Annotated in this window: 12 protein-coding genes; 4 read left to right on the top strand and 8 right to left on the bottom strand. The window is 45.2% G+C overall.

All coding sequences use genetic code 11. From position 1 onward, the window contains the following. Positions 1-6 precede the first annotated feature (6 nt). The 5 genes from thrC to pbpC form a co-directional block, all read right to left on the bottom strand. The gene (thrC, locus tag IPL83_17975) at positions 7-1,308 is read right to left on the bottom strand and encodes a threonine synthase (GenBank protein MBK9041008.1); all 1,302 of its coding nucleotides are present in this window, start codon (positions 1,306-1,308) and stop codon (positions 7-9) included. After that, positions 1,305-2,276 (bottom strand): homoserine kinase, encoded by a 972-nt coding sequence (locus tag IPL83_17980; protein ID MBK9041009.1) that lies wholly within the window; start codon positions 2,274-2,276, stop codon positions 1,305-1,307. Before IPL83_17980 ends, thrC begins: the two co-directional genes overlap by 4 nt. Continuing rightward, positions 2,273-4,348 carry a bifunctional aspartate kinase/homoserine dehydrogenase I gene (gene thrA, locus IPL83_17985; protein MBK9041010.1) on the bottom strand — a complete coding sequence of 692 codons (2,076 nt, stop codon included), beginning with the start codon at positions 4,346-4,348 and terminating at the stop codon, positions 2,273-2,275. The genes IPL83_17980 and thrA overlap by 4 nt, the downstream gene beginning before the upstream one ends. Positions 4,349-4,357: 9 nt before the next feature. Next, the gene (locus IPL83_17990) at positions 4,358-4,753 is read right to left on the bottom strand and encodes a hypothetical protein (protein ID MBK9041011.1); all 396 of its coding nucleotides are present in this window, start codon (positions 4,751-4,753) and stop codon (positions 4,358-4,360) included. Positions 4,754-4,837: 84 nt separating this feature from the next. After that, entirely contained in the window at positions 4,838-6,961 is a 2,124-nt protein-coding gene (pbpC, locus tag IPL83_17995; protein MBK9041012.1) for a penicillin-binding protein 1C, read from the bottom strand. 239 nt (positions 6,962-7,200) lie between these two features. Between pbpC and IPL83_18000 the strand changes: the two genes are divergently transcribed. From IPL83_18000 to IPL83_18010, 3 genes are all read left to right on the top strand, one after another. Continuing rightward, positions 7,201-13,137: a hypothetical protein gene (locus IPL83_18000; GenBank protein MBK9041013.1), complete on the top strand. Its 5,937-nt coding sequence runs from the start codon at positions 7,201-7,203 to the stop codon at positions 13,135-13,137. Positions 13,138-13,832: 695 nt separating this feature from the next. Further along, on the top strand, positions 13,833-15,275 hold the full coding sequence (locus tag IPL83_18005) for a hypothetical protein (protein ID MBK9041014.1): 1,443 nt from the start codon (positions 13,833-13,835) through the stop codon (positions 15,273-15,275). A gap of 92 nt (positions 15,276-15,367) precedes the next feature. Then, on the top strand, positions 15,368-15,646 hold the full coding sequence (locus tag IPL83_18010; GenBank protein MBK9041015.1) for a hypothetical protein: 279 nt from the start codon (positions 15,368-15,370) through the stop codon (positions 15,644-15,646). A 271-nt stretch (positions 15,647-15,917) separates the two neighbouring features. Here IPL83_18010 and IPL83_18015 read toward each other — a convergent pair whose 3' ends face one another. After that, on the bottom strand, positions 15,918-17,240 hold the full coding sequence (locus tag IPL83_18015; GenBank protein MBK9041016.1) for a HAMP domain-containing histidine kinase: 1,323 nt from the start codon (positions 17,238-17,240) through the stop codon (positions 15,918-15,920). Beyond that, positions 17,237-17,905, bottom strand: coding sequence for a response regulator transcription factor (locus IPL83_18020; GenBank protein MBK9041017.1), 669 nt, complete (start codon positions 17,903-17,905; stop codon positions 17,237-17,239). The genes IPL83_18015 and IPL83_18020 overlap by 4 nt, the downstream gene beginning before the upstream one ends. A 531-nt stretch (positions 17,906-18,436) precedes the next feature. Here IPL83_18020 and IPL83_18025 point away from each other — a divergent pair. Then, positions 18,437-19,390: a transposase gene (locus IPL83_18025; protein MBK9041018.1), complete on the top strand. Its 954-nt coding sequence runs from the start codon at positions 18,437-18,439 to the stop codon at positions 19,388-19,390. Between the two features lie 268 nt (positions 19,391-19,658). Here the strand turns inward: IPL83_18025 and IPL83_18030 are convergent, their stop codons facing one another. Continuing rightward, on the bottom strand, positions 19,659-19,994 hold the full coding sequence (locus IPL83_18030; GenBank protein ID MBK9041019.1) for a DUF4087 domain-containing protein: 336 nt from the start codon (positions 19,992-19,994) through the stop codon (positions 19,659-19,661). Positions 19,995-20,272: the final 278 nt, after the last annotated feature.

Raw genomic sequence — 20,272 nt, forward strand, 5'->3', positions numbered from 1 at the left:
CTGCCGTTAAAAAAATGAGTGGGTTTGCCCTATTTTCGCTTGCAGGGCCTTCAATTCTGGTTCGATTTCCTGAAAATGAGAAGGGCGACTATATATCTCAGCTAAAGAGGATGGAAGGGGTATTTTGCGCCCTAGCAAAGGCTCCACAGTTTCTGAAAATTTTGAGGGGTGGGCAGTGGCAACAATGATCCAGCGTCCCTGCTTCTGGTCCAGACGAATCCACCCAGCAGTGGCTGTATGGGGACACCATATCTGTCCCCACTTACTAAATCCTTGGCGAATGGATTCCTGAATTTCAGCGTCACTGACCGAAAAGGCCTCAAATGCCGAGAGAACTTCTTTTCTCGTGGGAAACAGATGATTCAATCTCTCCATGTTGCTCGGATTGCCAACGTCCATGGCATTTGCCAAGGTCGGAATAGACGGCCTGGTCGCCCAAACATCATTTTTTAAATAGTCAACAAGCGGACAATTGGCATTTTGAACGAGAACAATCTTCCCAAGAGGAAACCCCATTTTTCTCGCATAAAAAGCACCCATTGCGTTGCCAAGATTTCCAGATGGAATAATGTAATTGGCCTCAGATCCATGTCGATGACAATGCTCAAGGCTGGACGAAGCATAATACAAGATCTGAGGCAGAAGCCGCCCGAGACTGATGCTATTGGCAGAGGTCAGTGCAAGCCTGGCCTTCGAGTTTGTATCAGAGAGCATCTCTTTGACGAGTCTCTGGCAGTCATCAAAGCTGCCATTGACAGCTAAGGCTGAAACATTATCGCCCCAAGCGGTGATCTGCTTTTCCTGGAGAGACGAAATCCGTCCCTTTGGAAAGAGCACCGTTACCTGAGTGTTTGGTCTTTGAAAAAAAGCCGATGCAACGGCTCCGCCGGTATCGCCCGATGTTGCGACCAAAATATGAAAAGAGATACCTCGCTGCTGAGCCAAACGACTGAGGCAGGAGGCGAGAAATCTCGCTCCAAAATCCTTAAAAGCGGCTGTCGGTCCATGAAAAAGTTCAAGAACTGAGGTTTCAGAATTGAGATCAAAAAAAGTTACGGGAAAATTGAATGCTTCTTGGCAGATACTTTCAAGAGATTGTTCGAGGAGATCGCCTTTTAAAAAGGGCCTGAGAATATCGACAGCAAATTTGGAAAACGAAGTTTTAGTTTCAATTCTCTTAATATGACTCAAATCAAAAATCGGTATTGACTCAGGAACGTAGAGGCCGCCATCGGGTGCAATGCCGTGAAGGAGCGTTTCTGAGAAGGGCAAAGAGCTTGCTTGATGACGTGTGCTTATAAACTTCACTTAGAAATCTGAGCTCCTCTCTTAGAAATACGTGAAATCCAACTCGTGCTGCTAAGGCCATTCGCTGCAAAAGCCATCTCCATTGCTACCTTCACCTTTTTCGCTTTTGCCTGACCATTCGCCCAAGCAAAAACACTTGGGCCCGATCCCGAAATGGAGACACCCAAGGCTCCAGCCAAAAGGGCAGCAGACTTTACCTCCTGAAACCCAGGGATCAATTTCTCCCTTTGTGGCTCAATAATAAGGTCACACAGACTTTCCTGTATGAGATCCATGTCATTTTTCATGCAACCAACCAAAAAACCCGCCAATTTAGCACTTTGTAAAACATGTTGTCTAAGCGAAACTTCAGATTTCAAGAGAGAGCGCGCTGTTTTGGTCTCGATTTGAATGTCTGGATGAACAAGAACACAGAGGATCGATTGCGGGCAGTGAATAGAGCTCAGTCGTCTTGCTCCACTTGTGAGCTGGAGTCCGCCAAACAAACAGGGAGCAATATTGTCTGCATGAGAATCTTGACCTGAAGTGAGATTCTCGCCGGCCAAGGCAAACTCCAGAAGATCCGTGATCTTCAAAGGCTTGCTTAAAAGACCATTGGCCGCCACCACCGCTCCCACTGCTGAAGCTGCCGAACCCCCCATTCCCGAAGCAAGTGGAATCCCCTTTTTGATAGAAATCCGAAACCCATAAGGGAGATCCAATTTCTCTCTCATTTTCATCAAAGATCGAGAAGCTGTGTTCTGTAAGGGCTCGAATGGCAACTCAGTGACAACACCTTCTATGCTCGCAATCTCTACTCTGGGCTCGGAGATCTTCTCCACTCTTACGTGGTCTCCCACTCCTTGAATCGCAAATCCGAGAATGTCAAATCCAACAGCAACATTTCCCACCGTTGCTGGAGCGAAGGCCACGAGACTTTTCCTGCGACTATTTTGCTTAGTTCGTAATCCTTTTTTAATGATACTCATAGCTGCGATGGTGCTCCAAGGTAATAGGCCAATTTGAGAAGATCCGCAAAAACTCCGCCAGCGGTGACTTCTGGTCCCGCTCCTGGGCCCTGCACGATCAGAGGCTGGTGGCAGTATCGTCTGGTTTTGAATGCCACAATATTATCTGTCCCAGCTATTCTTCCAAAGGAATGGTTTTGAGGGACGGATCTTAGCGCAACTTCTGCTCGGTTTTGAGAATCCACGCGACCCACATACCTTAAGACCTCGCCCTTTTGGCGAGACGCCTTGATTCTCTGATTCATCTCCGAATCATATTCAGCTAATCTCTCCAAAAATTCATCAAGACCGACTGTGCGAAGAGCCAGAGGTATCAGATTCTGAACCTCCACATCTTCGATACTCAGATGAAACTGGGCTTCTCGCCCCAGAATGACCAATTTTCTTGCGACATCTGTTCCTGACAAATCATCGCGTGGATCAGGTTCTGTGTAACCTTTAGATCGAGCCTCCAAAACCAATTCCGAAAAGGGCTTCGAGCCATCGTAAAGGTTAAAGAGATAAGAGAGAGTGCCAGAAAATACTCCTTCTATTTCGAAGACTTTATCCCCTGTCTGCACAAATTCTCTGCAAGTGTTAATCAGAGGCAGGCCTGCACCCACGGTCCCTTCGTAAAGATAGTGAACGCGATTCTTTTTAGCGGCCTCCTTGATCTTATAATAAAGTTCGAGTGGTCCAGAATTTGCTTTTTTATTAGGGGTCACGATGTGGATTCCCTGCTCGAAAACCGTCGGATAGCTCTCTGAGACAGTTGAGCTCGCCGTACAATCCACCAAAGCTGCGTGAGGAATTGAATCAGATCGAATGTGCCGAAGAAATTTCTCCAAATCAAAGGCTTGATGATTCTCTTGAAAGATCTCCTGCCAATGATTCAAGTCGATAGGCTTTTGGGAAAGAAGCATTTTGGTGGTATTGGCGATGGCCCGTAGACGGAAATCAACACCTAAACGATCATGCAAAAGATCAGTCTGACTCGCCAATTGTTGAAGAAGAGTAGCGCCAACCTGGCCGGGACCAATCAATCCAACAGAAACAGTTTGCCTCGATAAATAAAAGGCCGAGTGGACAGCTTGAAGGCCGCGAGTCGCATCTGCCTGGTCAAGAACAACTGATATATTTCGTTCAGAGGATCCTTGGGCAATGGCCTTCACATTTACCTTTGCCTCGCCCAAGGCAGAAAAAAATTTTCCAGCGGTTCCGGGATGATAGGCCATGTTATCTCCGACTGCTGCCAACACACAGCACATCTCCTGAACATCGATTTTTTGTACAAATCCTTGGAGCCTTTCTGCGTGAAAGGCCCTGTTTGCCGCCGCGGAGGCATCAGCAGCCTGGGCTTGGGGAACGACAAAACAAATCGAATGCTCCGAACTCGCTTGGGAAATCATGATAACGGAGATGCTCACTTCACGAAGTGCCCCGAATAGCCGACTCGCTACTCCCGGCACGCCGAGCATTCCCGTTCCCTCCACATTGATGAGAGCCACATTTTCGATGGTGGAGAAACCCTTTACAGGAAAAGTCGAAGAAGATTTTGTATGAATCAATGTTCCTGGCTTATTGAGATCAAAGGAATTACGAATACGAATAGGAATCTGATGGAGAATTGCGGGAGCTAGAGTTTTTGGATGAATAACTTTGGCTCCAAAATAAGCCAGCTCGCTGGCCTCATTATAGCTCATTTCATTTAAGACCACCGCATCAGGGACGCGCTTGGGATCTGCGCTGAGAACACCATCGACGTCCTTCCAAATAGTGATTTCCCTTGCTCCCAGCAAAACGCCAAAAATAGCAGCCGAAAAGTCGCTTCCGTTTCGCTTCAATGTGGTCGGAATCCCGTCCAAACTGGACGCGATAAAACCAGTGACAACCAAAAAATGATTGTTAAATTGATTGATCCAGCTATCCATTTTCGCTTGCGATATTTCCCAGTCTACGACTGGGCCATTTTCACTGTCACAAACAAACAATATTTTTCGCGCATCTAAAAAAGCGACGTCCAGTTGAGCTTCCTGTAGTGCCGAGGTCAGTATCTGAGCCGACTAAAGTTCGCCGTATCCAGAAACCAAATCTAAAATATGTTCGGAATAACTCTGGGAGAGAAAGGTCGCGTGCAGCAGATCCGAGATATCTTTGACATCATTGGTGATAATTTCTCGCAGGAGCTTCTTTTTTTCGGGAGAAACCAAAAGCATGTCAACCACTTCAAGATGACCATTCTGAATGGCTTGCAGTTTCTCTTTATAGATTTCGCTGCGGGATTTTGCCAAAGTCAATAGTTCGATCAGATTGCTTGTGACTCCCGACATTGCCGAAACAACCAAAGCAGTACGAGCCTTTGATTCAACGGGAACCCAGCGAACTATATTTTTAAAGCACTCGGCCGTACCAAGGCTGGTGCCTCCAAATTTATAAACGGTCCAATTTTTAAAATCCATTTAGAAAATCCAATCCATAAAATTGTCCTTGTTCTTGTTCTGATGAGACGGCCAGAGTGCTCCCCAATTTAAGAGGCTGACTGACTATCCACCCTTAATCAAAAAATTAACTTTTGCAAGGGGCTCTCCTAAGGGTGAAATGATCATCATCTGATGACGACCCGCTTCGGGTTTCTCAATTTTAAAAGGACTCATCGCATGACCCAAAATGCCCCCGTTCAATTTCAGTAGGCTGTTTTCAGGAACTTCCCCTTTAAATCGGACGTACAAAGCAATGCGGTTATCAGAAATCTTTGGATCCCTTATAAGGGTTGATCCCTCCGCAGGAAATACAAATTGGACCCGCTTTTCAGGAGCTAGCTCTATCACCTTGCCCAAAGGCTCAGTGCCTTTAATAAAAAACTCATTTTGGGGATTGCTCTTCCACTGGTGACGAATTTTTTGAGTGACTAAACCCTTCGGAATTTGAGGCGCTTTACTCGGCTCATCTTTGTGCAAATGCTCCATGATCTCCTGCCATGAAGGAGCCGCTCCAGAAACTCCGCTCACTTCGTCCATTGCTTGAGCGTCAAAATTTCCCGCCCAAACTCCTACTGTGTAGCGCTCACTTGAACCCACACACCAGTTGTCTCGATAGTCTTTGCTGGTACCGGTTTTCACCGCCGTCCAAAAGGAAGTCTCAAGAGGACTTTCCCATCCAAAACCAATGGACCGAGCATTGGCATCAGAAAGGATATTTGAAACAATAAAGGCGGCCTCTTGGGACATCGTGGACAGAGTCGATGGCCCTCCCGCTTTTCTCTCAATTAAATCGAGTTGTGACCAAATGCCACCGTTAGCCAGTGTGCGGTAGGCATTTGTCAGCTCATCTAGCCGTACATCTACAGCTCCAAGCACCATTGAAGCGCCATAAAAATCAGCTTCTTTCAATGTCGAAAATTGAAGGCTTTTTAAGATACCGTAGGTTTCTCCAAGTCCTAGAATTGTAACAACTTTGACTGCCGGGACGTTGAGCGAAGATCCAAGAGCCTCCCTCACAGAAACATCGCCATAAAAAGTCCGATTGTAATTAATCGGTCGATAAACATATTCTCCCCAAGATATTGTCGTTGCATCATCCACCAAAACGGAAGCTGAAGTTAAAATCCTGCTGTCGAGTGCTTTTGCATAAATAAATGGTTTCAGTGTTGAGCCGGCTTGACGAGGTGATTGAACCCCATCGACATGAGGACTCAAAGAACTTTTGACGGCTCCTACATAAGCAATGACTTTACCGCTGACATTCTCTACCACGATCGCTGCTGCATCGTGAACGTTCTTACCTTGAAGCCGGGCAATTTGCCTTTCCAGGATTGCAGAGACCTCTCTCTGCAGCTTCCGGTCTATACTTGAATGCACGATCATTTCTGTTGGATGGTCCCGGAAAAGTCGTCGAGCAAGATGCGGCGCCTCGTTTGGCATGGGAATTGAGCCCTTTGGCTTTTGGCTCATCAAACCCAAAGCCGACCTCAATTCATCACTATCACACTCATTATTCAGGTCGCGAGATAGGTTTGAAGAGCTTTCACCGAGCCTTCTCATCAGTGAACAAGCCCTTCTCTCGAGGACTTTAAAACTTTGATTTGGGCCCGATATCGAAGCCGCTAGAACAACTGATTCGCTATTATCCAGCGTCACGGGATGTTTGTTAAAAAAGGAATAACTTGCTGCCGGTATCCCTTGAAACTCTCCACGCAGATGGATCAAATTCAGATATGCCTCTAAAATCTCATTTTTACTCCATCTTAATTCTAGAAAGGGGGCTCGAACAATTTGCTGTAGTTTATGAATCCAAGACCCCTTTTTAATACGGCTATTGTTAACAAGGACCTCTGGTTGAATAAGATCGCTGAGTTGCATTGTAATGGTGCTTGCGCCCTGGACTCGATTGCCCTTAAAAATAGCGGCTGAGGCTCGAATCAGAGACTGAAGATCGAATCCAACATGAGAAAAAAAACGCTGATCTTCAGCTTGGATAACAGCCTGTCGGATGTCATCCGAAAATAAGCGGAGAGGATACCAACCCAGTCGACGCCGGTTAAAATCAGTACGCAAAATTTGCAAGGGATCACCATCGCGGGAAAGCAAAAGCCGATCTGATCCGGCAGCAAGCTGAACAACTCCCGAAAAGGAGGGAGTTAGAAAATAGCCGAGCGTAATTAAAGACAAAATGGCAGAGCTTATTGAGCATATTATTATGTTTAACTTACGATATCCCACGACTATCCCATCATTGGCATGCGAGTTTATATGAATATATTAGAAATGTCCTTCGGAATAACAAGTTTGGACCACGAAAAAAATGCAATCACACAAATCTATAAAGGATCAACAAGGAATAGTCGGTAGTATTTCCGCCAAACGAATTTGATTTTCAAATGGCAAATCACGAACGAGGTTTTTAAAATATGGATAAAACTAAAGGTGTTGGTAGGCTACTAAGTCTCGCGCTGCTATCGGTCTCCGCATTTGCGGCACTCGCAAACGATATGCAAGGAGTGAGTCCTATTCCCATAGGAAAGACTTCTGAATCAGTCACGCAATTGCGTATTGATTTCCCCGAGGGAATCGTTAAAAAGGATGTCTTTAGGGTTAATTGCGTTCCTGAGATGAAGGGCTCCTCGAGTTGGGCCGATAACGATACCAAATGGACATATAATTTTGAAACTGCCCGCGAATATTTCGAAGTTCCTCGATTGCCAGGCGGAGCCAGCTGTGAGGTTGTTCAGACGGAAGAACTTCAGTCTGTCAAAGGGCGCGTTTGGAAATCTGGTACGATCAACTATTCATTCTACGTTGCGGGTCCAAATGTTAAGGAAGTGATTCCCGCATCTGGGTTTCACAGTGCACTTCGGGACAAAGAGCCCGTTGTCCTTGTCATTTTTGATGGAGATATAGATCGGGATCAATTCTTTTCAAAACAGAGCGGCTATTTGAGTTACCTCAGTCGCAATGCCCCGGCTGAAAAGTTGAATTTCTCCCCAGTTCCAAAGGAACAAGCTGAGGAGTTATTTGCCCATTTTAAAGCCAACGATTATCTCTATGGGGCCGAATACAAAAGCAAAAATTGGGTGCTTGCAACTCTCAACCGTTCCCTCATTCCAGGCTCTGAAGTGAGTGTCAATATTCAAAATGTGACCAGCGGATACAAAGCCAATATTGTTTCCGAGCAGAAGTTCAATCGGAAATTCCAGGTGAGAAGCAATTTTAAAGCTGAGCTCACTTGCACCAGCTCAACGACAACAGGGACGCCATGCTTACCTAGGTCTCCGATTGTGGTTTCACTTAATGGAAAAGTAAAATGGGCCGACATTAAGGATTCCTATATTGAATATATCCCCTACAAATCAAAAGACAAAAAGACTGTGCGGGCGACGCCTGTGACTCCACAAAGTGAGGGAGAAGGATGGCTCAATACAGCTATCAACAGCTTGAGCGAGACTCTTCCCATTTTGGCCCGATTTAGTGACACTCTCGTTGAGTCGATTTCCTTTGAAGTTGCAGTCGAGCCAGAAACAGACGCTAGTGTCGTGCTTCCTTCGAATTTAAAAGATTTTGAAGGCCGCCGATTAGCTGAAAATAACAGTAAATTTCGGGTCCGCGTAGGCTCAATGGCCGAAATGATGAGAATCCCCCAGCCCCTTTCTTTTTTTGAGAGAAAAGCAGGCGGGAATTTATCTCTTCCAGTCGCCATTGTGAATCTCAATCAGAAAATCTCTATTCGTAAAACAGGACAGAACAAAAATGAATGGAAGCCGATCAGCGATATTCCCACAATCATTGAGGTCATTCGAGCTTATGAGGCTCGAGGTGATTATCGTAAGACGAGCCAATATGTTAGCCCCCTCAATAAGTTCAAATCTACACAAACGGACATGACTCTGTCTGGGCAAAAGAACAGAGGGACCTTTATCCAAGTTCCCTTTTCACCTAATGCCAAAGGACAGGTGGGTGGTTTCTACGCGATTGAAGTCTCCAGCCCCTCCTATGAGAAGCTAAGAGGAGCTGAGATGGGAGAGGGATACTACTTTAACCCCCGGTACACTCTTGCTCAGGTTACAGATCTTGCGGCACATGTAAAGGTGGGAAATGGAAATTCTCTCGTTTGGGTGACTCGATTATCAGATGGGCTCCCTGTGCCAAATGCACAAATTGAAATATTTAACTGTGTTGGACAAAAGGTGACAACTGCAACGTCAGACGTAAATGGTCTGGCTACCGTAAAAAACCAAGAGTGGGCATCGGACTGCGGAGCGAATGAGAGCTACTCAAGATATCTGACTAAGAATCAGTTTTATGTGGTCGCAAAGACATCCGATGATTTCACGCTGACTCATTCCTCGTGGTCGAGTTCCCGCTCCTATGCCTTTGGCGCTCCGGGCGTTGAATATTTTTACAACGATATCGTCGAGAATGCGCCGTTTTATCATGGCGTCGTAGGTGTAAATCTTGTTAAGCCCGGTCAAAAAGTGCCAGTCGAGATACACGCGAAATGGCCAAATGAAAAAGGCTTCCTCAGTGTTCCTTTGGAATCCCTTCCTAAGCGTGCAAAGGTTGTCAGCGTTGATGATGAAAAGCTTTTCTATGAATTCGATCTTGATTGGAATTCTGATCGAGCTTCGTTCACCTGGAATGTTCCAAAAGATGGATCGATCAAATTGGGCCGGTACGATATTCGCCTGCAAGGACCCAATGACATGAGCGAAAGGTCAGTCAATTCTAGCGGAGGAATTGAAGTTGCTGAGTTTAAGGTTCCCCTGATGTCAGGTGTTCTTTCATTTCCAACGGCTCCTTTGGTTTTGCCAAAAGTCATTCCTGTCAACGGCGTCATTCGATACGCCAATGGAGTTGGAGCTAAAGATCTAGCTGTTGATTTATCATATTACTTCGAACCCACGACTGTAAGGTTTGAGGGATTTGATGGCTTTTCATTTGGATCAGGGGTTGTTCGAATCCAAAGCCAAGAAGCTCCCCTGAAGGAGCTGCCCGATAGCAACAGACCAGAAACAATTTCTGGCATTCGCACGAACAAGGACGGAGCTGTTGTTCGAGATTTGGCAAGTGAAGTTCTGGGCAGTGGTAAAACTGTAGGAGAGATACTTCAAACGATCGACCGTCCGCAAAGATTAGTCACTCGTCTCCGATATCAAGATCAAATGGGTGAATATCAAACCCTTTCTCGGGGTAAGGATATATTCAATGCCCATTCCTTTATTGGAGCAAAAATTGTCGGCGGAGAGCCAGGCAAGGCTCAACTGCAAGTTGCCATGGTAGATGTAAACGGAAAGAACGTCACTTCACCATCCTCAGTTATTGTGAGCTTGTACTCAATTGAATCCAAGGTCATTGGTGAGGAACTCTATGGTGGCTTAATCAAAAATACTGTGGAGAGAGAGCTCAAACCCCTGGATTACGGTTGGACCTGTGGGGACCAGGAAAAGATGGTATGTAGCATTAAGAAGCTTAAGGCTGGAAGCTACGCTTTTCAAACGACTGATAATCGAACAAAGCAATCGGCTCACGTTCTATTTAAGGTGGATAGTTCAGGAAAGGTCTATGATGAAGGGGATTATTATTCAGAGGGAGATGAGGACAGTCAAAGACAGCTTCCACTTGCCCTCAATAAGCCTCTTTATAAGGGCGGTGAGAAGGCAGTGGTGAGTTTTCCAGCTCCCTTCAAACAATGTTCAGCCCTCATAACAGTCGAGCGAAGTGACGTGATCGACGCCTATGTTTCGCTCAATGCCTGTGAACGTGGATCAGTTGAGTTGCCTGTTGATGCGGCTTTGGCACCCAATGCGTTTGTTTCGGTCTATGCCGTGTCTGGTCGACTGTCTGCAATTCCAGTCGTATTGGGTGAACTTGATCTTGGACGACCCAATTATCGGCTCGGTTTTGCCAACATGAAAGTTGACTGGAATAGATACAAGGCAAATGTCGAAGTAAAAACAAACAAAGAAAAATACGAGCCTCGCGAAGAAGTTGAGGTTCAGGTTAGTGTGCAATCAGACAACGGAGCACTTGGGACCGGTAGCGTAACCATCGTTGCCCTGGAGGAGAAAATTCTCCAACTGAAAGCCAATGACACTTACAAGATACTCGACGCAATGATGCAACTCCGCAGTCACGACGTTGTTACAGTCACCCCGCTCGAGCGCATTGAGACCGTGTCTGCGAGCGATTCCGCTGACGTTCTCCTTGGAGCCGCCGAAAGAGCCCGTAAGGGGGGAGACGAAGGGGGAGATGGATCTTCTTCCAACGAACTCAAACGAAGAATTTTTGACGCTATGGTTGCGTTTGAATCAAATGTGCCGGTCGTTAATGGGCAGGCAACAATTAAATTCAAAACGAATGACAATCTAACGAGATATAAGATATTCGCAATCGTTAGTAGCACGAATAACAAGTTTGGTTTGGGAGAGGCTTCTTACCTGACTGAAAAGGATACCCAATCCTATTCAAATATCCCCTCGGTTGCCTACTCTGAGGACAAAATACCCATCCGTGTTACTTTGCAGAACAACACCTCCAAAAAGCAAAACTACAGAACAGAGGTGACATCTACGGCAAAAGACGGTTCTGGAAATACCTTGGAGACAAAGAGCTATTCAAAAAATGTTTCCTTGGAGAAGGCCAATTCAGTCGCGGTTGAAGTGGGTGAAATGACTTTTCCTGAGGGAGCTGAAAGAGTCGAATATCTTGTCCGGGTCTATGACGAAAGTGGAAAATTGGTTGATTCCATGTCGCCAGAAGCCCAGGTGGTTTTACCGAACGTTCCACTGGCCATTCATCACTCCTACCTTCAACAAGTTGAGAAGGGTGGAGCTCTCAATCTACGTCTAAATAAGGAAGCCACTGCACTGCCGAACCAAGGAGCGATCAAAGTTGCTCTTTCCAGTAGTCTTGTTGGTGGTGCTCTCGATCAAATTGACAAACGTATCGATCAGAACACCTTTGCGGATTTCTTTATTGAATCGAGGATCTATAAGGCTCTACTTAAGAGCAATGTGAAGAATCCCGCTCAACTGAAGAAGGCCTTAGAGAGTTTGGTTGGCTACGTCGACTCAAATGGTCTCGTTAAGTATTCTCCACAGGCTCAACGTGGAGATGTTTGGTTAACGGCCTCTATCATTAATGTTCTTCAATCGCAAAAGTGGGCGATGAATTATGTTCCGTCAGCTCTCATTTTAGGTTGGAAACAGGCTGTTGCTGCAGTTCTAAACAAGACACTCAGCCCAGACTACGTTGGAAAAACTCCCGCCCATTGGATTCGAGCTCAATCCGTCATGGGTGTGGCGGCCTTCGCATTTAGTGACCAGCAACTAGAGGATCTCTCCAGGAAAGTCGCTGGGAGTATTCTTAAAACGCTTGCTTCTAACAAGACGGCTTTTGGTGAAGTGATCGAGAATTGGAACAACGGTGCTTTGCTAGACCTATGGCTTCTTGAGGTTCATGCTATGCCAGAGAATGCACTTGCATCTCCGCGCTACATGCAACTGACAAATCCGGCTCGTCTTACATATGCTGGGAATTCTGCAGCTCTTGTAGGGAAGCCCGAGTTTTTATGGGATGCTGTGTACTCAGATCAAACACTTGAAACATCCAAACTTCTTTATGGATTGGCCCGTTTGAAAGGCGACTCAGCTATTGCTCGAGCCTTGGCCGCCGGACTGGTGAATGCAAGTGGCAATGAGTGGTATGGTCTCCGAACGATGGCCTGGGTTGCCGGAGGTCTCAGAGGATTTGGAAGCACCTATGAGCCTGAGGCCGTGAAAGGACAATCAAGAATCGAGCTTGTTGAAGAGAGGCAGACTCAGCAGGTCGATTGGGATTCGACTTCGCCAGTGAGGGCTCTCAATTCTCCTTGGAAATCCAGTCAAGAATCTGTTGTGGTCAGTCACAGCGGATTGGGTTACCCATGGGTTTCCGTCCAAGCATTGACTGCTGTTCCGTTGACGGCTTCTCAAGGTCAAGGATTGTCCTTGGAAAAGGAAGTTAAAAATGTAACAAGTGGTTCGAGTGCGAACTATCAGCCGGGGGATATTATTGAGGTAACTCTGAAAATCAACGCTGCTTCAAACACCTCGCATGTGGCTCTCTCGGATCCAATTCCTTCCGGAAGCAATATTCTCAGTGAGGCTTATGGATTTTTCGGTTCAGGCGAAAAATCATATCGAGGATACAAGCTCTACTTTGAGTACCTGCCTCGAGGAAAGACAATTGTAAAATATCAGTATCAGCTGAATAATCCCGGTACATTTAAACTTCCTCCGACACGTGCGGAAGGCTTGTATATACCAAGCGTATTTGGTGAGGTACCTAACGGTACTATAGTTGTGAAGTAGGCGTCGAAGCTATTTTTTGAACGGACTCTGTTTGGGGTGGTTTGTCGCGTAGACGGACCGCCTCTTTTTTTTGGACAATTTTGATCTCAGGAAATTTTTGGCATTGGAAGTGGCAAGACTATTTCTACTTTCGCTCCAACAACGCGTTTTTCAGAATTTTGCCCCAAATGGATATTGGTATTAGGACTCTCCCGCAACTAGCGACAGGGGGTTTCAAGGTGTTAAATCTACTCCGCTGGCCTATCTTTTGGGTCTGCAGTGATTCGAAAAATGCCTGTATTTGTAGCATTGGATTTGCCCCCCAACCATGGGTAAATGCGAAATAGCATAGATGAAGTCGAATTGGAGATGAAAGTTGGGATTTTTCTAGTTGCTCCCAGCTACTCGAGGCGTTGGCATTTTCGGCGCTCCTTAGATTTGGTCCACGCTACTTGTCGTGACCAAATCAGTTGCACTTGGGCCTGTGAGGCATTTCTGGCGTTTTGGATCTTGACGAAACTTGTAAATAAACATGAGTTTACGACAAAATTGGGAATGAATCTGGGCGATGGAAACTTATGCTGTTTTTACCTTACCTGCCAAGATGCTGAAATTTATTGCACTATTAACTCTCTCGCCGGGAGACCCGGGAGGATACCAATAAATTTGTGATTGGCATGAACTTTGCCCCACACTTACTTATTGAGGTATAAACGATGGATTTACAAAAACTACTCCACGTAGCTCTGTGTGGAATTTTGAAAGCTGGATATCAATACTCGGTATTGACTGCTCTGATATCCTTAGTGGGATTCCCCGCGATAGCTATGACCCCTGCGCTGAAATGCGTAAACCTGCTTAATGCTGGTAGTGGGACGACATCAAGTCTCGTTGAGAAAAACTTTGAATATGGTGGTTACAAATTTTCGGTGAGAGAAATGAGCCGCGAAGCCGGCATTGAGTTTCGCCCAAAAACTGCCTTTGATTCAGAATATCACAGATTGATGGCAAGAGATTCTGCTTTGGTAGCCGAAATCGGGAGCGTTTGGCAAAAACAACGGTTCGCAATCCATCATATTCCATTGAATATAGGAGAGGCTAAGACGAGAGCCTCTTTTCAAAAAAATTATGGTTTAAGAGTTTTAGATATGCCAATCAAAATGTCTGGAGGTGCTGAATACAGATTGCCCAAGGAATTGCGACCATTTGTGGACACTATTCAACAAATAGTTGAACATTTCCATCGTATAGCGCCGCCAGGGTTTGCTCAAAAGGCTTTCGCATACATTACCCTCGATCAGGGGATGGTTGATCCGGGAGCAACTCAACGAAAAGGTGGAGCACATGTTGATGGATTTCAAGGAGCAAGAATACATCCAAAAAATGAATTGAATTATTCTTATGTTGTCTCGAACCACACTCCAACCGCATTTTACGATCAACCGTTTCACCTTGAGCACCTTGAGGAAAGAGTCCATGATCATTTCCTTGAAATGGATCTCCAAAAAACAGATGCCGCAAGATTTTTAACTGAGGAATATAAAATATATTTAATGAATGCGTACACTGTTCACGAAGCTACTCAAGCTCAATCGCCAGGGTTTCGGACTTTTTTACGAATTTCCTTTGACGTAAAGGAATTTGACCGATTGGGGAATACGCATAACCCCTTGTTTGATTACAACTGGAAAATGGCACCAAGAGAAACTCAAAGTGGTCTCATAAAGTATTCTCCCTTATCCAAGGAACTGCAAGAAGCCATCACTGATGCGCAAAAAGGCAATACTAAAGCCCTAGTTAGACAATTTGAAGATTTAAAATCTTCAAATTTAGAAACCTTTTTTAATTTGTCCTATAAGATTGTCAAAGCTAAGGATAGACATTTACTTTCTATTTTGTTGCCGCATCTAATTGGGCTATCTGACCATGACGTGCGAGCGGTCCGACAGCTATTTGTTGTAGCGACGGAGAGAAATGCAGATTCATCGACTCAAGAATTATTTATTTCATCTTTGAAAAGACTTAAAGGGCATATAAAATATAATTTATTTGTCGATATTCTCTTTGAGGTTCAAGCCAATGCGCCATCCCTAATTTCTGATCAAATCTTTTCAGAATTGACGAAAGGAATCAAAGACGACCGCTTGAAACCGGAGTGAGCCTTGTGTTTCATGCGGAGGCTTTGTGGGGAGGGAATCGAATCTGGGTGGAGTAAGTAAGACGTAACCTTTTGCGCATGTAAACAGACAGCGTGGCTGCTTCAAACATCTCGCATGTGGCCCTCTCGGATCCAATTCCTTCCGGAAGCAACATTCTCAGTGAGGCTTATGGATTCTTCGGTTCAGGCGAAAAATCATATCGAGGATACAAGCTCTACTTTGAGTACTTGCCTCAAGGAAAGACAATTGTAAAATATCAGTATCAGCTGAATAATCCCGGTACATTTAAACTTCCTCCGACACGTGCGGAAGGCTTGTATATACCGAGCGTATTTGGTGAGGTACCTAACGGTACTATAGTTGTGAAGTAGGCGTCGAAGCTATTTTTTGAACGGACTCTGTTTGGGGTGGTTTGTCGCGTAGACGGACCACCTCTTTTTTTTGGACAATTTTGATCTCAGGAAATTTTTGACTTTGGAAGTGGCAAGACTATTTCTACTTTCGCTCCAACAACGCGCTTTTCAGAATCATATCGATTGGCGATTTCAATAGTGCCACGATAGGCCTCGCAAATAGCCCGCATTACCACTGAACCGAGCCCGACAGAGACGCGTCCATTTGGGAGGAGATCCAGCTTGCGGGTCATGCGTCGATAGCCAAATGAAGCGAGACCCTCCTCACTAAGTCCAGGGCCATCGTCTTCGATCGAAAGATAAACTCTATTCTCAAGGAGAGTTTTAAGAACAATTCTGATTTTCTTTCTAGCAAAAGAGGAAGAGTTTTCCAGCGCATTTCGAAAAAGGCGCCGTATGAGGTAGGGGTCTCCCACAAGAAAAATGGGAAGGCTCTCTCTATCACTATTGATTTCAATTTTTGACCTTGGTGAACGGATCTGAGTTGGCAATCTTCGATTTCCTCCAAAAGAATCTCTGCCAAATCGAAGCTTTGCTGATCTCTCTGGTAGCTCGGCTCCTGAACCTGTGCCAGAAATAGGAGGTCCTCGACCAGACGCCCAAGATAGTCAATCTCCTTTAGGGACAGACTTAAGAGTTCCTCTTGCACTTGAACTTGCAGCTTGTGATTATTTTGATGTAGAGTCTCCACCATACTTTTTAGTGAGGCCATCGGAGTTCTCAGATCGTGAGCTAATTCCTGAAGCAATTTCTTTCTCGCCTGCTCAACATCTCGCACATTGATCACAAGTTTTTCAATTTCGCTGGCCATAAAATTAAATCTTATCATCGCCTGACCAAACTCATCTTTTCTATGAATCGGAAATCGAGCCTTTAGATTGCCATTTTGGAGTTCTGTTATGACTTCGTCGGCGATCCCGATGCCCTTTCGGACACGGCTATATGTAATTGCAATCGTGGCCCCGATTCCCAAGATAAGTGAGCAAGCAAGTGACAGTAGGCTCAAGAGTGGGAGGAGTGGTGGGGGACTGCCAGCCGTTGATGGCGGTCCAACAAGTAGAAATTGAGGTGGAGCATTGGCAAGTCGTATGAGCATGTATTGTCCGTCTCCGCCCATAGGCCCAGAGGGCCCGCCTCTTTGGCCGGCGGGTTCGAGGAGTCCTGGCAGCAAGGGTGGCGGTTGAGAATTTTCTTCTTCAAGGTTTTCTATAATGAGATGGCCATATTCGACTTCTGGTTTTTGTAATTTTCTCCAATCCAATTTAAAGTGGAGCATATTCGTGAACAGGGTTTTTCCGTCCTGGTCAATCAGAGTCAGTTGCGGCCTTGGCAGATTTGTGTGCCAGGCGAGAAATTCCTTAAGACTTTCTACTTTGTCATTTGGATTGATTTTATCAACTGTCCTAGCGATCATTACGCCGGGAAAGAAGTCACTATTGGGTGACATCAGGCGAGCTAAAAAGGAGGTGAACAAGACCCCAAGAACAACGAAAATGGCTAAAAGGGAAAATGCGAGAAGAAAATATTTATGATAAATCTTAACACGGATCACACCCTCTCCAGTCGATAACCGACGCCATAGACTGAGGAAATTTTCAAATCAGCAATTTCCGAACTTCGAAATTTTGATCTCAGGTGGCTCACATGCGAATCAATTGTGCGATCAAAAATTTCACCGTCCTTATCAAGAATCTGAAGAATATTCTCTCTAGATACGATTGTGTTTGCTCTCTGAACCAAAAGAAAAAGGATATCAAATTCACGGCGATTCATTTCGACGGCCTTTCCTTTGTACATGACGATTCTTTGGTCGATAAGAAGGAGAAGCTCTCCAAATCTTGTTTGAGTTTCTCTCATTTGTGGTTCTCGAAGTACCGCTTTGATTCTTGCAACTAACTCTTTGTTTCCAAAGGGCTTCTTCACGTAGTCATTGGCTCCTCTTTGAAGAGCCTCAACGACACTGTCCTCATCAGTTTTAGCTGTTAAGATGATAATTGGGAGGCGAGACTGAGACTCTCTTACTTTGATTAAAAACTCTATCCCGCTTCCGTCACCGAGGCCGAGGTCCAGGAGAACCAATGAAAGCTTCTCATTTTCATTAATGGCAAAAGCTGTTCTGAGGCTATTTGCCAGAAAAACTCGATATCCCTCAGTCTCTAGATTTATTTGAATCCCCCGTGCTAGAACGGGATCATCCTCGACCAACAGTAAATTCACTTTCGCATGCCCCCGATATCAATATGACTTTTCGGAGTAAACAAGATTATCTTTAAAGTCTCCTTGAATGGAGGAGGAAAGTTAAGCTAGACAAAGGTTAATGCCGTTCACTTTTACTTGAGCGAAATAATTTCTTGAAATTTTTCGAGTGAAGTTGGAGAATAAAAAAAGAGCAGGTTGATGCTGCTCTTTCACATGCGAACTTTTTTAATTTCCACCGAAAGGAAATCAGATGACGAGTTCGCGTCAGACACCCTGCGCTAAGACTACCAACTTTTGATGCTCAATTCAACGAAAAACATCTCATCGGTTCAAGAATTTCTTGGGCAAGAAAATTCAATCCGCAAAATCTATTTCTTTCAATAGTTCACCTTGTAGGTGGAAAAAATGATGAGGGGTACTTCCACGCTCTTTCTCGAACTTGGGATATTGAATCCGACCTGAAGAATATGCCGGCCAAGAGTGCTCTCAGTAAAAAAGCGAGGCCGCGTCAGTTTTGAATTTTTCAAAGAACAAGTCGATGATGTGATCATGAAGTATGAACCTCATTGTCGAACTTGGCGAGGCCTTCGGGTTTATGCCACAGATGGCGACCAGTACGAACTTCCCAGAACTGAGGACATTTTGAATCAAGGATACCGTGGGTACCCCTGTGCCGGCGACAAAGAAACCCATTACCCGCGCATGTATGTGGTTCACTGCTACGATGTGCTTGGCGGTGTGACCAAAGCATTTCGCTATTCCAACGCCAATGAGGAAATGCACAATGCCATGGAAATTGCGGTGGGACTGGAGGAGAAGAGTCTCACACTTTACGATCGCCTTTTCTTTTGCAAGGATCTGGTTCGTTCCCACCAAGGCTCTGGAAGCTACTTTGTAGCTCGTTTAAAAGAAGATGGCTGGATCTTACCTGAGATCATCACGTTTGCCAAAAGCTCGAAGAGAAACTTCAGTTTTGAGTTTGAAGGGACCCTCATTCATTTGATCAAAGTTGTGAATCCTCGAACTGGAGAGACGGCCCTGTTTGCAACGAATTTGGAGAGAAGCCGGTTTAGGAACAAGGAAATCAATGATCTGTATGCGCTCCGCTGGGAAGCTGAGACCGCCAATCGGGATATGACCCACACGCTGAAGATGGAACAGTGGCACTCGCATTTTTTAAATGGAATTTTACAGGAAATTTACACGATTCTTTGGCTAATGAATCAGGCCAGAGTCCAGATGGCCCAAGTGCTTCGAAAGAGATGCAGTCTTGATCAACTTTTTGATTACACCAAATCCAATTTCAAACTGATAGTCGACTTCATCCTGGACAGCCTTGAAGACCTAACAATGAAAAGACATCGTCGTATCAGTCGTCGTCTCAGGTATCTTTTGAAAGTCTCGACTGAACATAGAAAACGCAGATCCAGATCTTATCCGCGTCAGGTTAAAAAAACTCGGAAAATATATCCGTCAGCATCGACCGTGCCGAGGCAAAAGTGAACGGCATTAAGACAAAGGTGATAGGAGTTGGCCAACTTGATTGTTGTTCCAAACTCCAAGGGTGCCTGGCTGAACCAAATCTCAGGAGTCCAGGATCTTCAAACATGCGTCCGGCAGCAGCGCTCACGTTGTGAGCACTGCACCAAGCCGAACTCGATCCTGAACCCCTGAGATTAGTTCAGCCAGCTCCCTGTGTCTTGGATACAACAGATTCACCGTAGGCTTGCGGGCCAGCCGCAGTATTAAAATTGAGATCTTTGACGATCAGTTATTTTGGTTTTGGTACATTTTCGTCCTTCAAACAGTCTTTTAGGAGTTTTGCTTTTGAGCTTTCGATATTAACTATTCTCTTAGTGTCGCTGTCACTTTGACCTGTAATGCATCCACACCAATAGCCGTAGTTGCCGTTCATATCTACATACTGAGAGTTAGTAGGATGTGCAATGAACTCAATCCCCTCTGCCTGATATCCGCCCTGCACTCCGATAGTCCACTCTCCATCTCTGTCAGTGAGCCAAAAGTTTCCTGGAGTCGGGTTATCAATCCAACCACATCTTGTTTCGCCTAAGGCCGAACTGGCAAATAAAGCTATCAAGGTCACCATAATTGCATTTCTCATATCGATCTCTCCTCTATATTTTGAAAACAGAATAAATATCAGCACAGTCTCATATGGGACTCGCGATTCTCTCAAGAATCCGCCCGTCTTTTGAAATTTTTCTGCCTTTAGATCTGCATACTTAGTCTTGTGTTAGTAATAAATGCACTTATTTAGATTTTAATACAGCGACTGGCCCGCAAGCCTACGGTAAATCCGTTGTATCCAAGACACAGGGAGCTGGCTGAACTAATCTCAGGTGTTCAGGATCGAGTTCGGCTTGG

It is taken from the genome of Bdellovibrionales bacterium (assembly GCA_016716765.1).
In the GTDB taxonomy this organism is placed as follows: Bacteria; Bdellovibrionota; Bdellovibrionia; order Bdellovibrionales; family UBA1609; genus JADJVA01.